This is a genomic window from Actinomadura sp. RB99 (assembly GCF_014706005.1).
Taxonomy (GTDB): Bacteria; Actinomycetota; Actinomycetes; order Streptosporangiales; family Streptosporangiaceae; genus Spirillospora.
Window position 1 is genome coordinate 17,617 of the sequence record NZ_JABMCA010000062.1, and the last position, 13,966, is coordinate 31,582.

Below are 13,966 nucleotides of genomic sequence, written 5' to 3' on the forward strand. Positions count from 1 at the left end.
GCCACGTCCTCGGATGTCGGGGTGGGTGGGACGCCTCCGATCATCCTCGGCGACCGGCGATCGTCTCAATGGCTGTTGTCATCGAGTCCAATGAGTTCGGTCACACGGTGCCGGCCCGGTCGGCGCGCGTGCCCGGCGGTCCGGTCAGCGCGGCAGCGGGACGTAGGTCAGCTTCGTCGGGACGCCGCTGTCGACCAGCCGGCCGTCCGGTCCGAACGTGCCGAGCCCGAAGTCGTTGTCGTTGATCACCGCGAGCGTGCGGCCGTCGGCGAGCGCCACGCCCTCGATCTTGCCGGGGACGCCCGCGACCTTCCCGAGGTCCACGGCCAAGGTCTTCGGCAGCGGCGCGATGCCCGACTCGGACTGCTCCAGCGACGGCGTCGTCCGCTCGTCGTCCCAGCGCATGCCGAGGATGTCGGTGGCCTTGCGCAGGTCGACCCGGTAGATCCGGGCGACGTTGTCGGTGCGCTCGTCCACCAGCAGCTCGTGGTCGTTCACGGCGGTCAGCGCGGAGATCTTCATCTCCTTCTGGTCCCCGCAGTCGGACGGGTCGAACGCGCACACGTCCTCGAAGCGGTACGCGTACTCGCCGGACACGCTCCCCTTCCGGAGGTCGAACCGGAACACGCGCGCGATCCGCGATTTCTTGTAGGCGCTCTTGTCCGGATTCGACAGCGGGCTCTGCACCGCGACGTACAAGGACTTACCGTCCGGAGATACGGTCAGGCCCTCGAAGCCACGGTTCTCGGTCCTCTTGTTCAGGATTGAAGGCAGCACCGCCTTCACTGGGTAACCGGCCTTCCCAGTCCAGCCCTGCGGGACGTACCGCTCGACGACGCGTCCGCGGCGGTCCAGGTGCAGCAGCGACGGGCCGTACTCCTCCGCCACCCAGAAGTCGCCGTCCTTCGTGCGGACGAGCCCCTCGGAGTCGATGCCGTCGCCGTTGTAGGCCAGCCGCGTCTTCCCGTCGAGGGTGTACGGCGCGGACTCGCGGCCCTCGACGTTCGGCAGTCCGGTCACGGGGCGGCCCTGCGCGTTCGCGATCGGCAGCGCCCGAGTGATCTTGATGGCGCCCTTGCGGACCCGCAGCTTCACGATCGTCGGGTCGAACGAGGCGACGGGGAACGTCGTGCGGTCCTCGCCGTCCACCGTGACGGTGCCGTTCGGGCCGCGGTCGGTGATCGCCCAGAACTCGTCGCGCGGGGCGCCCTTCTCGTGGAACAGGTCGCTGCCGATCCCGCCGAGCGCCACCCCGTGGTCGTCGGCGACGCTGCCGGGCAGCAGCCCGTTCTGGAACCGCGCGAGCGGGATCCGCGGAAGGGTCGCGCTCTCCGGGGACGGGCGGGACGCGGCGAGCGCGGTCCCGGGGGCGAGCACGGCGGCGGGGCCCGCCGCGAGGGCGAGGCCGGCGATGAGCGTCCGGTAAGGAAATGAGCGATCTGTCACAGCCGGGACCGTAGAGCCCCAGGATGTCCGGCCGATGATCCCCAGGTGAAGGGCCGGATCGCCGGACCGCCGGATCCGGCCACGCCGAAAGCTTCTTACACCGGTCTTATCTGGGTACCGGCATGCTTGGCCGTAACGATTTCGTATCAGACGGGGGTCGTGGTGAGCGCAGGGACGATGGCGTGGACTCCTCCGACGTGGGAGGAGATCGTCACCGAGCACTCCACAAGGGTGTTCCGGCTGGCGTACCGCCTTACGGGCAACCGGCACGACGCCGAGGACCTGACCCAGGACGTCTTCATCCGGGTCTTCCGCTCGCTGTCGTCCTACAGCCCCGGCACGTTCGAGGGCTGGCTGCACCGCATCACCACCAACCTGTTCCTCGACCGCGCCCGCCGCAAGCAGCGCATCCGCTTCGACGCGCTCGCCGACGACGCCGCCGAGCGGCTCCAAGGCCGCGAGCCGAGCCCCGCCCAGTCCTACGACGAGCGCCACCTCGACGCCGACATCCAGAAGGCCCTGGACGGCCTCGCCCCCGAGTACCGCGCCGCCGTCGTGCTGTGCGACATCGAGGGCCTCACCTACGAGGAGATCGCCGCGTCCCTCGGGGTGAAGCTCGGCACCGTCCGCTCCCGCATCCACCGGGGCCGGGCGCAGCTGCGCAACGCGCTGGAGCACCGCCGCCCCGCCGAGGTCGCGCCGGGCTGACCGCCCGCCGTGCCCCCTTGCCCGCCGGCGGAGGTGACGAGCGTCACTAGTGACCGACGAGTAACTTCGGGCCTACCCTCGGCCCGTGGACATCGTCTTCGACCGCCGCGGCGAAGGCCCGCCGCTGGTCCTCCTGCACGGCATCGGCCACCGCCGGCAGGGCTGGTCCCCCGTCCTGGACCTGCTCGCCGCGGAACGCGACGTCATCGCCGTCGACCTGCCCGGCTTCGGCGAGTCCCCGCCCCTGCCCGACGGCGTTCCCTACACGCTCGACTCCGCCGTCTCCGTCCTCGCCGAGGCGTTCGCCGACCTCGGCCTGGACCGCCCGCACATCGCCGGCAACTCGCTCGGCGGCCTGTTCGCCCTGGAGGCCGCCGACCGCGGCCTCGTCAGCTCCGCCACGGTGCTGTCGCCCGCCGGGTTCTTCAACGCCGCGGAACTGCGCTACGCGTCCTCGGTGCTGCGCGCGTCCCGGCTCGGCGCCCGCGTCCCCGACGCCGTCCTGGCCCGGCTGGCGCGCTCCCCGCGCCGCCGCGCCGCCATGTTCGGCATGATCTACGGCCGTCCGGACCTGATGGACCTGGAGGCCCTCACCGGCGACGCCCGCGCCATGCGCGACGCCGCCGGTTTCGAGCCGACGCTCCGCGCCGGCCGCGCCACCCGCTTCGCCGGCGCCTGCGCGGACGTCCCCGTCACGATCGCCTGGGGCACCAAGGACCGCCTGCTGCTGCGCAGCCAGGCCGTCCGGGCGCAGCGCCGGCTCCCGCACGCCCGGTTCGTCTGGCTGGAGGGCTGCGGGCACGTCCCCATGTCCGACGACCCGCCGCGGGTCGCCCGCGTCCTGCTGGACGGCAGCGCCCACCCGCTCCTCGGCGCCCGCCCGGAGAGCGCCGCGTCCTAACGCCCTTCGGCGCCCGGCGGGACGCACGGCCACCCCGGCCCTGCGTCCCGCCGGTTCGCGCGCCGGGGAACAAGGGGCGGTTGACATGTGTTTGAGCCTTCAACTAACCTCCGGGATAGTCGTTGAAGTTTCAAGCACCTACGTCGCATTGGAGTCACCGATGAGCATCGACACCATCGCCCCGGGCCTGACCGCCGGCACCTGGAACATCGACCCGACCCACTCCGAGGTCACCTTCACCATCCGCCACCTGATGACCAAGGTGCGCGGGTCGTTCACCGAGTTCTCCGGCTCCGTGCAGATCGCCGACGACCTCGCCGGCTCCACCGCGCACGCCGAGATCAAGGTGGCCTCCCTCGACACCCGCAACGCCGACCGCGACGCCCACGTGCGCACCGCGGACGTGCTGGACGTCGAGAACCACCCGACCATGACCTTCAACACCAAGGGCGTGCGCGCCGAGGGCGGCGAGTACTACCTGGACGGCGACCTCACGATCAAGGGCGTCACCCGTCCGGTCAGCCTGAAGGTCGAGTTCAACGGCGTCGCCGAGGACCCGTGGGGCGGCACGCGCGCCGGGTTCTCCGCCGAGACCACGATCAACCGCAAGGACTGGGGCATCGAGTTCAACGTCCCGCTGAAGGGCGAGGGCGCCCTCCTGGGCGACAAGGTCAACCTCCAGCTGGAGATCCAGGCCGTCCGCGCCTGACCGAACCATCCTCCCGGGCGCCCGCCCCGCACGGGCGCCCACCGGAAAGGGCCGTCCCACACCCCGTGGACGGCCCTTTCCCCTTTCCACGGTCCGCCCGGTGCCCGGTCATTCACCGGCCGGGGCCAGGGGGAGGCGGAGGGCGAAGCGGGCGCCGCGCGGGTCCTCCTCGACGCGCAGCGTGCCGCCGTGCGCCTCCGCGATCTCGCGGGCGATGGCCAGCCCCAGCCCGGTGCCGCCCGCGCCGCGGCTGCGCGCGGTGTCCAGCCGGGTGAACCGCTCGAAGACCCGCTCGCGGTCCGCGGCCGCGATGCCGACGCCGTCGTCGGTCACGGTGAGCAGCGCGTGGCCGCCGTCGCGCACGGCCTCCACGGCGATGACCTCGTCGGCGTACCGCTCGGCGTTGTCCAGCAGGTTCCCCAACAGCCGCACGAGCTGCATCCGCACGCCCCGCACCGTCACGCCGTGCGCGAGCTCCTTCTCGATCTTCACCTGGAACGTGCGGCGGCCGATCTCCGCGCCGGCCAGCGCGGACAGGTCGATCGGCTCCTGGGCGACGGTCCCGCCCGTCCCGATGCGGGCGAGCAGCAGCAGGTCGGTGACGATCGACTCCAGCCGGTCGGTGTCGTGCAGCGCCTGCTCGACGACGGCGGGCAGGTCGTTGTCCTCGGGGTGCATCGAGGCGTCCTCGAGGTTGGCGCGCAGCCCCGCGATCGGGGTGCGCAGCTCGTGCGAGGCGTCCGAGGCGAACTGCCGCTGCCGCCCGACCGCCGCCTCCAGCCGGTCGAGGGTCGCGTTCGCGGTGCGGGCGAGCTGCGCGATCTCGTCCTCGCCGGGCGGCTCGGGCACCCGCCGGCTCAGATCCGTCGCGCTGATCTCGGCGAGCTGGGCGCGGATCGCCTCGACGGGACCGAGCGTCCGGCCGACGACCCGCCAGGTGACCCAGGCCGCGATCCCGGCGAGGACCGCCACCCCGGCCGCGAGGAGCCCCTCCAGCAGCCCGTTGACCAGGTAGGACGGCATCGGCTCGGCCGCGTACACCACGACCGAGTCGGGCGCGGTGGTGGCGCGGATCGCCTCCGCGACGAGGCACCGCCGGTGCGGCCAGCTCCCGTGGCACTCGGTGAAGTCCCGAACCCGCAGGCCCGGGGACGGCCAGAGCCGGCTGACCGGCGGGCGTCCCGCGGCGGCCGGCGTGGCCTCCCGGACGCGGCCGCCCGGCGCGACGACCTGTACCAGCACGCGGCCGTCGCTGGAGTCGGGGATCGGGCCGCGCAGCGTGCCGTCCCGGACGCCGCCGCTGACCCGCCGCGCGTCCACCTGCGTGCGCTGCAGCAGGTCGTCCCGGACGATCGTGCGGATCGCGAGATCGACGCCGACGGCGCTGACGCCCCACACGAGCGCCGCGATGACGGCCGCGACGACGGTGTCCCTGGCCCTGATCGACCGGGGGCGCATCCGCATGCATCACAGAGTGTCACGGGTTACCGGGTCGCCGAAACAGGTTACCGGCCAGTCACTAAACGTGGCCCGAAATCACTGGCCGGGTTTTCCACCCCCCTAGCCGGGACATCCCGTTTTATGACGGTTCCTCCGAAGCACAGGGACGGACACATGGGCAGGGACGTGGCTTCGGTCACCATCAGCGGCGAAGACCGCCGGCGCTACCGCGACAAGGTCCGCAGATGCCTGGACGTACTGGCCCGCATGCTCGGCGAATCCCAGTTCGACTTCGAACGCCCGCACATCGGCCTGGAGATCGAGCTCAACCTGATCGACGAGCTCGGCGACCCCCTGATGCGCAACGCCGACGTGCTCAAGGCCATCGCCGACCCGGCCTGGGCCACCGAGCTGGGCCAGTTCAACCTGGAGATCAACATCCCGCCGCGGGAACTCGGCGGAGAAGGGACCGGCGCGCTGGAGACCGAGGTCCGCGACCACCTGGAGCACGCCGAGGACCGCGCCGGCGAGGTCGGCGGCGAACTCGTCATGATCGGCGTCCTGCCGACCCTGCGGCGCAGCGACATCGGCGAGGAGACCCTCTCCTCCAACGCCCGCTACAAGATGCTCAACGACCAGATCTTCCGCGCGCGCGGCGAGGAGATGCACATCGCCATCGACGGCCCCGAACCGCTGCGCATGCACACCGACACGATCCTCCCCGAAGCCGCCTGCACCAGCGTCCAGTTCCACCTCCAGGTCAGCCCCGACCAGTTCGGCGCCTACTGGAACGCCGCCCAGGCCATCGCCGGCGCGCAGGTCGCGATGGCCGCCAACTCCCCCTTCCTGTTCGGGCACCGCCTCTGGCACGAGACCCGCATCACCCTGTTCGAGCAGGCCACCGACACCCGCCCCGACGAGCTGAAGTCGCAGGGCGTCCGGCCCCGCGTCTGGTTCGGCGAACGCTGGATCACCTCCGTCTTCGACCTGTTCGAGGAGAACACCCGCTACTTCCCGTCGCTGCTCCCGCTCTGCGACGACGAGGACCCGCTCACCGTCCTCGAAGAGGGCGGCATCCCCGAACTCGGCGAGCTGACCCTGCACAACGGCACCATCTACCGCTGGAACCGCCCCATCTACGCCGTCGTCAAGGGCCGCCCCCACCTGCGCATCGAGAACCGCGTCCTGCCCGCCGGCCCGTCCGTCGCCGACGTCGTCGCCAACGGCGCGTTCTACTACGGCGTCGTCCGCATGCTCGCCGAGCAGGACCGCCCCGTCTGGTCGCGGATGTCGTTCAACACCGCCGAGGAGAACCTGCACCGCGCCGCCCGCGACGGCATCGACGCCACCCTCTACTGGCCCGGCGTCGGCGAGGTCCCCGCCGCCGAGCTCATCCTCCGCAAGCTGCTCCCCCTCGCCCACGAGGGCCTCGACCGCTGGGGCGTCGACCCGTCCCGCCGCGACCGGCTCCTCGGCATCATCGAGCGCCGCTGCGTCACCGGCCAGACCGGCGCCGCCTGGCAGATCGCCACCGTCGACGCCATCGAGGAGTCCACCGCCGCCCCCCGCCACGAAGCCCTCCGCCTCATGACCCGCCGCTACGTAGAGAACATGCGCACCAACGCCCCGGTCCACGAATGGTGAACGCCCCCACGACGAACACCCGCCACCGGCACGCCTGAACCCCAGCCGGCCCACGGGCGTGCACGCGGAGCGAGCGCCAGCGAGCGCAGCGGGCACGCCCGGCGACGGAGGGGCTGTTTCGCGCGGAGCGCCAGCGGAGCGGGAAACAGCCCCTCCGTCGTGACGGGGGTTCCAGGGGGCGTCCCCCTGGGAAGTACGGGCGTGCACGCGGAGCGAGTGCAGCGAGCGCAGCGGGCACGCCCGTCGGTCAGCAGGCTGTTTCGCCGCGGAGCGCCAGCGGAGCGGGGAAACAGCCTGCTGACCGTGACGGGGGTTCCAGGGGGTCGCCCCCTGGGTCAACACAGAATCTGCACATGTCGGGCACGGGGTGGGCGTTCGGTGTGCTTAGAGTGCGCGTGTGAGCGAGACGCGGATTCTGGTGGTGGAGGACGAGCCGACGATCGCGCGGGCGGTGGCGGACCGCCTCGTCGCCGAGGGGTTCGCGGTGGACACGGCGGCGGACGGGCCGTCCGCCGTGGAGCGGGCCCGCGCGTTCGGCCCGCACCTCGTCGTGCTGGACGTGATGCTCCCCGGGTTCGACGGCCTGGAGGTGTGCCGGCGCGTGCAGGCGGAGCGCGCGGTGCCGGTGCTGATGCTGACGGCCCGCGACGACGAGACGGACCTGCTGGTCGGGCTCGGCGTCGGCGCCGACGACTACGTGACGAAGCCGTTCAGCATGCGGGAGCTGGTGGCGCGGATCCGGGCGGTGCTGCGGCGCGTGGAGCGGCCCGGGGTGGACGCGGCGGGGCACGGGCCGATGCGGGCCGGGCCGGTGGAGGTGGACCCGCGGACGCGGCGGGTGCGGCGGGACGGCCGCGAGGTGCACCTGACGCCGACGGAGTTCGACCTGCTCGCGTGCCTGGTCCGGAACCGGGGCGCGGTGCTGACCCGCGCGGTCCTGCTGGAGCAGGTGTGGGACTGGGCGGACGCGTCCGGCACGCGGGTCGTCGACAGCCATGTGAAGGCGCTGCGCCGCAAGCTCGGGCAGGGCCTCATCCGCACGGTGCACGGCGTCGGCTACAGCCTGGAGGCCGCGAAGTGATGGAGGCGAGGGTTTTCCACAGGCTGTGGACGAGGTGGCCGCGGCCGCTGGACCCGCTGCGGTCCATCAAGATGAAGTTCGGCGTCGTCGTGGTGGTGACGGCGTGCGTCGCGGTCCTCATCGTGCTGTGGGGGTACCCGCTGGGGTTCCGGGCGCGGCAGACGATGCCGGTCGGGGTGCTGATCTCGCTGGTGGTGATCCAGCTCCTCGCGCACGGGATGACGGCGCCGCTGCGGGAGATGACGGCGGCGGCGCGCGCGATGGCGCGCGGCGATTACAGCCGCCGGGTGCGGGCCACGTCCCGGGACGAGGTCGGGGAGCTGGCGCAGGCGTTCAACCGGATGGCCGCCGACCTCGCCGAGGTGGACCGGCAGCGCCGCGAGTTCGTCGCGAACGTCTCGCACGAGCTGCGGACGCCGATCAGCGCGCTGCGGGCGGTGCTGGAGAACGTCGCGGACGGCGTCACGCCCGCGACGCCGGACGTCCTGGAGTCGGCGCTCGACCAGACCGAGCGGCTCGGCCGGCTCGTCACGCAGCTGCTGGACCTGTCGCGGGTGGAGGCGGGGGCGGCGCCGCTCGACCTGGACGAGCTGGACGTGGCGGCGTTCATCGGCGACGTGACGGCGGAGGCCGCGGCGGGCCATCCGGGCGCGCGGTTCGAGGCGGACGTGCCGCCGGGCCTGCGGGCGACGGCGGACCGGGATCGGCTGCACCAGGTCGTCGCGAACCTGCTGGACAACGCGGCGAAGCACGGCCCGGCGGGCCGTCCGGTGACGGTGACGGCGCGTCCGGGTCCGGTGCCCGGCGCGCTGGTCATCGAGGTCGCCGACGAGGGGCCGGGCATCCCGCCGGAGGAGCGCGCGCGGGTGTTCGAGCGGTTCTCGCGCGGCGCGGCGAACGGCCCGCGCGCGGGGACGCCGGGCGGCGGGACGGGCCTCGGCCTCGCCATCGCGAACTGGGCGACGGAGCTGCACGGCGGCGACATCACGGTCCTCGACACCGACGAGGGCTGCCGGATCCGCGTCGCCCTCCCCGGCGGCCCGCCGCGCTGACCCGCGCCGCGGCTCAGCGCTGCTCGTGGAGGGTGAGGAGGGTGTAGGCGGCCACCGTGGAGTCGTCGGTGACGCGGCCGTCGCGGATCATCTCGGCGAACTCGGCGCGCGGGACGAGGCGCTGCCGCATGTCCTGCTCCTCGGGTTCGCGGTCGGCCTCGCCCGCCGTCAGGTCGGTGGCGAGGAAGACGTCGAAGCCCTGGCCGCTCATCCCGTGCGAGCAGTTCAGGTGGCCGAGATGGGTGAGGGTGCCGGCGCGCAGGCCGGTCTCCTGGGCGAGTTCGAGGCGGGCCAGCTCCTCGGGTTCGGCGCGCCGCCGGTCGGGCAGCGAGCCCTGCGGGAAGCTCCAGGTGCGCCTCCCGACCGGGTACCGGAACTCCTCCACCATGTGGAAGGCGTCGCCCTCGGCGGGGATGACCAGCGCGAAGTCCGGTTTCTCGATGATGCCGTAGATGCCGCGCGAGCCGTCGAGGCGCTCGACCTCGTCCTCGCGGACGAGCATCCACGGGTTCTCGTAGACGACCCGCGAGCCGACACGGCGGACGGCGGGCTGCTCGGTCTCTGTCACGTCATGCTCCCGGGCCGTAGCGGTACACGAGCTCGTGGCGGTCGCCCACCACGACGCGGTGGGTGACCTCGACGACGCGGCCGTCCTCGTCGGTGCCGCGCCGCCACAGCGTGAGGACCGGCTGCTCGGGGCCGATCCGCAGCGTCTCCTGCTCCTCCGCGCGGGGCAGCCGGCAGGTGACGGTCTCCTCGAAGGCGATGCGGTGCCCGGCCTCCTCGAGCCGCGAGTAGATCCCGCCCGGCCCGGTGTCGACCTCGCGCAGCCTCGGGATCTCGTCGACGATGTCGAGGATCACCCAGGTGGTGGCGGTCTGCACGGGCGGTTCGCCCTCGACGCCCTGGACGCGCGCGCGTTCCAGCACCCGGGTGCCCGGCGGGACGTCCAGGTGCCGCGCGAGCCGCTCGTCCGCCTCGACCTCCGCGACGGTGGTGCGGGTGAACGGGCGGTGGCCGTCCCGCTGCGCGGACACGTGGAAGCCGCGCCACGCGCCGACCTGCCGGGTGATGTCGGACGCGGCGCGCCGCACCGGGCGGGCCGTCCGGACCTGCACGCCGGCGCCCTGCCGGGCCTCGACCAGGCCCTGCTCGGCGAGCATCCGCAGGGCGCGCCGGACGGTGGAGCGGTCGGCGCCGAACGCGCGGGCGAGGTCGCGCTCGGAGGGCAGCCAGGCGCCGGGTTCCAGTTCGCCCTCGACGATGCGGGCGGCCAGCGCGCTGGTGATCGCCTGGGCCTTGGTGGGGGGACGCGGCATACCGGATCCTTCTCTGCTGCCTGCCGGGGAGCCTCCCGTGGCATTCTGCCGAACTCGGCGCGGGGCCGGTGCGGTCGGCCTAGGGTAGACCTACCATAGGCCGACCAAGGAGTCCGCGTCGATGTCGCTGATCACGTGCATGCCCGGCTGGCACGGCGAACGTTCGGAGCGGGGGCTGAGGGCCACCCGGGTCACCCCATTGTCGGACTACCAGCTGCTCAACGGCTGCCTGGAGGAGATCTCCGCGCTCGACGAGGGCGAGCTGTGGCTGCTGTGCGACGCCCAGACCCGCCTCGCCGAGCGGGTCGCCACCGCCGAGCGCCTCCGCGGCGGAGCGGTCCCCGGCTGACCGCCGCGGCCCGGCCGGCCGCGGCGGCGCCGGACGCGGCGCGCCGGACGCGGCCCGTGTCAGCTCCGGCGGAAGGTGACGACCTCGGCGCTGTCGCCGACCGCCTCCCGCGCCTGCGGGATGATGCGCTCGCCCGCGTTGTCGGCGAGCAGCGCGCGGGCGCGCAGCACGATCTCGAGGTCGAAGCGCAGGTCCGGGTCCAGCAGCTGGTCGCCGAACAGCTCCTCCAGCTGCCGCAGCCGGTACCGGACGGTCTGCGGGTGGACGTGCAGGCGCATCGCGACCTCGTTGGCGTTGCGGCCCGACTGCAGCCACGCGAGCAGCGTCTCGGCGAGCCGGTCCTGCTGGCTGGCGCGCAGGTGCGACAGCGGCGCGAGGCGCAGGTCGGCGAGGGAGGTGATGAGGCCCTCGTCCTGGAACAGGATCAGCGTGGACATGTGCTCGACGCTGCGGATGACGCCGTCGTGGGCCTCGATGACGCCGCGCTGGACGAGGCACAGCGTCTTGCGCGCCCACTGGATCGAGCGGGCCGCCTCCATCAGCGGGACGGTCGGGCCGACGACGGCGAGGGTGCCGGACAGGGCGCGGTCGACGAGCTTGGCGCGGCCGGGGCCGTCCGGGTCGGGGATGATCAGCGCGGGGGTGCGGCGGGTCAGGTCGGCGAGCACGTCCGGCGGGAACGCGGGCTGCCGGGCGTCCTGCCCGGGACGGCCGAGCGCGACGGCGGCGACGGTGCGCGGCAGCGGCCAGTGCGCGGCGGCGGCGAGGTCGGCGATGGCCTCCTGCGCGGCGGGCGGGTCGGCGAACAGCAGGTCGAGCAGGCGCTTGCGGCGGCGCTGCATCTCGCCCGCGACGGCGGCCTTGGCCTGCGAGAACCCTTCGGCGGCGGCCTTCGCCAGCTCGTCCTGGAACTGCATCAGGGCCTCCCCGACGGCGCCGAGGGTGCGCGGCGAGACCTGCTGCGCCTCGGCGCCCTCGGTGATCCGCCGCCAGGCGACCATGCCGCCGACGCGCATCGCGGACTGCATCGCGTCGAGACTGCGGCCCTCGCCCGCCTCGCCGCGGCCGATGGCGCGGAAGAAATCGGTGACCGAGGCGGGCTCGTGGCCGGGATCGGCCACCCGGTCGACGAAGTAGTGCAGTACGCGCTCGACGGCCTGGCGCAGCGTCCCCGAGTAGGAGCCGTCGCCCGGACGGTCGTACTCGCGGACCTTGGTCTGGATCTCCTGGATCATGTCGTCGGCCACCTCGTCGAGGTGCGGCCTCATGTGATCCGCCAGTTCCCTGGGCAGATCCGCCCACGGGCGCCCGAACGTGGTCGAACCATCGTCCGACACGGAACCTCCCCGCCGCTCGTCCCCCTGCGTTGCGCGCCGTACACACGGGGTAATTACTTACTTATGGGACTCGTGTGGGGCAAATCATGACCCGTGCTGTGCCCGGGCGCAAAGTCTAGGTCGAGATACGACCAGGTTCGGCCGGTCGGTTCGATGGTTGTGCACAGTCGGGACCGCCCCTGGCCTGACCGCCCGTCCGGTGCGACAGTGAAGGGCACAGGCGAGCATGCGCACGTCACGGACCAGCATGCGTGAGGTGGTGCCCGGTGTCCGCGAACCCGGCCGGCCGCGTCCCCGCGAAGGCCCTCGCCGCCGGCGGCCGCGCCGTCGACGACCGGTTCGGCGGGGCCGCCTTCGCGCGCAAGGCGCTCCGCAAGGCGTTCCCCGACCACTGGAGCTTCCTGCTCGGCGAGATCGCCATGTACTCGTTCGTCATCATCGTGCTGACCGGGGTGTTCCTCACCCTGTTCTTCGTCCCGAGCATGAACGAGACGGTCTACGACGGGTCGTACGGGCCGCTGAAGGGCGTCCGGATGAGCGAGGCGTACGCCTCCGCCCTGCACATCAGCTTCGACGTGCGCGGCGGGCTGCTCATGCGGCAGATCCACCACTGGGCCACCGACGTCTTCATGGCGGCCATCACCGTCCACCTGCTGCGCAACTTCTTCACGGGCGCGTTCCGCAAGCCTCGCGAGCTGAACTGGCTGATCGGGATCGTGCTGTTCATGCTGGTGATGGTGAACGGCCTGTTCGGCTACTCGCTGCCGGACGACCTGCTGTCCGGCACCGGCATCCGGATCCTGGAGGGCGTGCTCGCGTCCGTCCCGCTCGCCGGCTCCTACCTGGTGATGTTCGTGTTCGGTGGCGAGTTCCCCGGCACCGACGTCATCCCGCGGCTGTACGTCGTCCACATCCTGCTGATCCCGGGCATCCTCCTCGCGCTGATCCCGCTGCACGCCGTCGTGCTGACGTGGCGGCAGACGCACACGCAGTTCCCCGGCAAGGGCAGCACCAACACGACCGTCCGCGGCTACCCGTTCTTCCCCGTCTTCATCGCCAAGACCACCGCGTTCTTCCTGTGGGTGCTCGGCGTCACCGCGCTGCTCGCCGCGTTCTTCCAGATCAACCCGATCTGGCTGTTCGGACCCTACGACCCCGCCGCGATCAGCTCCGGCTCGCAGCCCGACTGGTACATGGGCTGGCTCGAAGGGGCGCTGCGGATGATGCCCGCCTGGGAGATCGACGCGTGGGGCCACACGGTCCCGATGAGCGTGCTCGTCCCGGCGCTCGGCGTGCCCGGCCTGCTGTTCACCGGCCTCGCCGCCTACCCGTTCGTCGAACGCTGGGTGACCGGCGACAGCCGCGTCCACCACCTGCTCGACCGGCCCCGCGACGTCCCGGCCCGCACCGGCATCGGCATGGGCGGCGTCGTCTTCTACGGGGTGCTGTGGGCGGCGGGCGGCAACGACGTCATCGCCGACCGGTTCGACGTCCCGCTGTTCTGGACGACCTGGTTCTTCCGCTGCGCGATCATCCTCGGCCCCGTCCTCGCCTACGCCGTCGCGTACCGCATCTGCCTCGGCCTCCAGCGCCGCGACCTCGGGCTCGTCCGGCACGGGCTGGAGACCGGCGTGATCCGGCGGCTGCCGGGCGGCGAGTACATCGAGGTGGAACGGCACCTCCCGGCCGAGGAGACCGCGCGGATCACCGACGACCGCCCGCCCGCGGCCGTGTCGCTGGACCGTCCGGACACCAAGGGCGTCGAGCCGCCGGAGCGGCGCTCCGGCCTCGGCCGCGTCCGCATCGCGCTGAACCGCCGCTTCGTCCACGACCTCGCCGACCCCGACCGCACCGCCCCCGATCGCGCCGCCCCCGATCGCGCCGAGGAGGAGCGGCCCGCGATCGGCCCCTGAGTCCCCGCGGTGGGTGTGCCCGCGCGCGGCGGCCGGCGCCCCGGCCCCGCCCGCCCGCGCGGCTCCC

General features: G+C 72.9%; 13 protein-coding genes. 8 read left to right on the forward strand and 5 right to left on the reverse strand.

All coding sequences use genetic code 11. The annotated features are described in order from the left end of the window. Positions 1–144: 144 nt before the first annotated feature. Complete coding sequence (locus amrb99_RS37580; protein ID WP_190865419.1) at positions 145–1,446, reverse strand: esterase-like activity of phytase family protein; 1,302 nt, start codon at positions 1,444–1,446, stop codon at positions 145–147. A 177-nt stretch (positions 1,447–1,623) separates the two neighbouring features. Between amrb99_RS37580 and sigE the strand changes: the two genes are divergently transcribed. From sigE to amrb99_RS37595, 3 genes are all read left to right on the forward strand, one after another. After that, positions 1,624–2,154 (forward strand): RNA polymerase sigma factor SigE, encoded by a 531-nt coding sequence (gene sigE, locus amrb99_RS37585; RefSeq protein ID WP_190865485.1) that lies wholly within the window; start codon positions 1,624–1,626, stop codon positions 2,152–2,154. 85 nt (positions 2,155–2,239) lie between these two features. Continuing rightward, on the forward strand, positions 2,240–3,055 hold the full coding sequence (locus amrb99_RS37590) for an alpha/beta fold hydrolase (RefSeq protein ID WP_190865422.1): 816 nt from the start codon (positions 2,240–2,242) through the stop codon (positions 3,053–3,055). 160 nt (positions 3,056–3,215) lie between these two features. Further along, entirely contained in the window at positions 3,216–3,764 is a 549-nt protein-coding gene (locus amrb99_RS37595; RefSeq protein ID WP_190865423.1) for a YceI family protein, read from the forward strand. A 108-nt stretch (positions 3,765–3,872) separates the two neighbouring features. Here amrb99_RS37595 and amrb99_RS37600 read toward each other — a convergent pair whose 3' ends face one another. After that, positions 3,873–5,228, reverse strand: coding sequence for an ATP-binding protein (locus amrb99_RS37600; RefSeq protein WP_190865425.1), 1,356 nt, complete (start codon positions 5,226–5,228; stop codon positions 3,873–3,875). Between the two features lie 150 nt (positions 5,229–5,378). Here amrb99_RS37600 and amrb99_RS37605 point away from each other — a divergent pair, with 150 nt between their 5' ends. From amrb99_RS37605 to amrb99_RS37615, 3 genes are all read left to right on the forward strand, one after another. Beyond that, positions 5,379–6,848, forward strand: coding sequence for a glutamate--cysteine ligase (locus tag amrb99_RS37605; protein ID WP_190865427.1), 1,470 nt, complete (start codon positions 5,379–5,381; stop codon positions 6,846–6,848). Positions 6,849–7,245: 397 nt separating this feature from the next. Then, positions 7,246–7,929, forward strand: coding sequence for a response regulator (locus tag amrb99_RS37610; RefSeq protein WP_190865429.1), 684 nt, complete (start codon positions 7,246–7,248; stop codon positions 7,927–7,929). Next, positions 7,929–8,981 (forward strand): HAMP domain-containing sensor histidine kinase, encoded by a 1,053-nt coding sequence (locus amrb99_RS37615; RefSeq protein ID WP_190865431.1) that lies wholly within the window; start codon positions 7,929–7,931, stop codon positions 8,979–8,981. The genes amrb99_RS37610 and amrb99_RS37615 overlap by 1 nt, the downstream gene beginning before the upstream one ends. 13 nt (positions 8,982–8,994) lie before the next feature. On the opposite strand, the gene amrb99_RS37620 is transcribed toward amrb99_RS37615, so the two are convergent. Together amrb99_RS37620 and amrb99_RS37625 are read right to left on the reverse strand one after the other, a co-directional pair. Next, the gene (locus amrb99_RS37620) at positions 8,995–9,549 is read right to left on the reverse strand and encodes an NUDIX domain-containing protein (protein WP_190865433.1); all 555 of its coding nucleotides are present in this window, start codon (positions 9,547–9,549) and stop codon (positions 8,995–8,997) included. A gap of 1 nt (position 9,550) precedes the next feature. After that, positions 9,551–10,300 (reverse strand): GntR family transcriptional regulator, encoded by a 750-nt coding sequence (locus amrb99_RS37625; protein WP_190865435.1) that lies wholly within the window; start codon positions 10,298–10,300, stop codon positions 9,551–9,553. 121 nt (positions 10,301–10,421) lie between these two features. On the opposite strand from amrb99_RS37625, the gene amrb99_RS37630 reads away from it, so the two are divergent. Next, positions 10,422–10,649 carry a hypothetical protein gene (locus amrb99_RS37630; RefSeq protein WP_190865437.1) on the forward strand — a complete coding sequence of 76 codons (228 nt, stop codon included), beginning with the start codon at positions 10,422–10,424 and terminating at the stop codon, positions 10,647–10,649. Between the two features lie 59 nt (positions 10,650–10,708). Here the strand turns inward: amrb99_RS37630 and amrb99_RS37635 are convergent, their stop codons facing one another. Beyond that, on the reverse strand, positions 10,709–11,986 hold the full coding sequence (locus amrb99_RS37635) for a helix-turn-helix domain-containing protein (RefSeq protein ID WP_190865439.1): 1,278 nt from the start codon (positions 11,984–11,986) through the stop codon (positions 10,709–10,711). A 266-nt stretch (positions 11,987–12,252) separates the two neighbouring features. Between amrb99_RS37635 and amrb99_RS37640 the strand changes: the two genes are divergently transcribed. Next, positions 12,253–13,899 carry a cytochrome b N-terminal domain-containing protein gene (locus amrb99_RS37640; RefSeq protein ID WP_190865441.1) on the forward strand — a complete coding sequence of 549 codons (1,647 nt, stop codon included), beginning with the start codon at positions 12,253–12,255 and terminating at the stop codon, positions 13,897–13,899. Positions 13,900–13,966 lie beyond the last annotated feature (67 nt).

Bases quoted from the DNA above. Each gene is read 5' to 3' on its own strand.
- sigE (WP_190865485.1), top strand. From the start codon at position 1,624: ATGGCGTGGACTCCTCCGACGTGGGAGGAGATCGTCACCGAGCACTCC.
- amrb99_RS37625 (WP_190865435.1), bottom strand. From the start codon at position 10,300: ATGCCGCGTCCCCCCACCAAGGCCCAGGCGATCACCAGCGCGCTGGCC.
- amrb99_RS37600 (WP_190865425.1), bottom strand. From the start codon at position 5,228: ATGCGGATGCGCCCCCGGTCGATCAGGGCCAGGGACACCGTCGTCGCG.
- amrb99_RS37630 (WP_190865437.1), top strand. From the start codon at position 10,422: ATGTCGCTGATCACGTGCATGCCCGGCTGGCACGGCGAACGTTCGGAG.
- amrb99_RS37615 (WP_190865431.1), top strand. From the start codon at position 7,929: ATGGAGGCGAGGGTTTTCCACAGGCTGTGGACGAGGTGGCCGCGGCCG.
- amrb99_RS37605 (WP_190865427.1), top strand. From the start codon at position 5,379: ATGGGCAGGGACGTGGCTTCGGTCACCATCAGCGGCGAAGACCGCCGG.
- amrb99_RS37595 (WP_190865423.1), top strand. From the start codon at position 3,216: ATGAGCATCGACACCATCGCCCCGGGCCTGACCGCCGGCACCTGGAAC.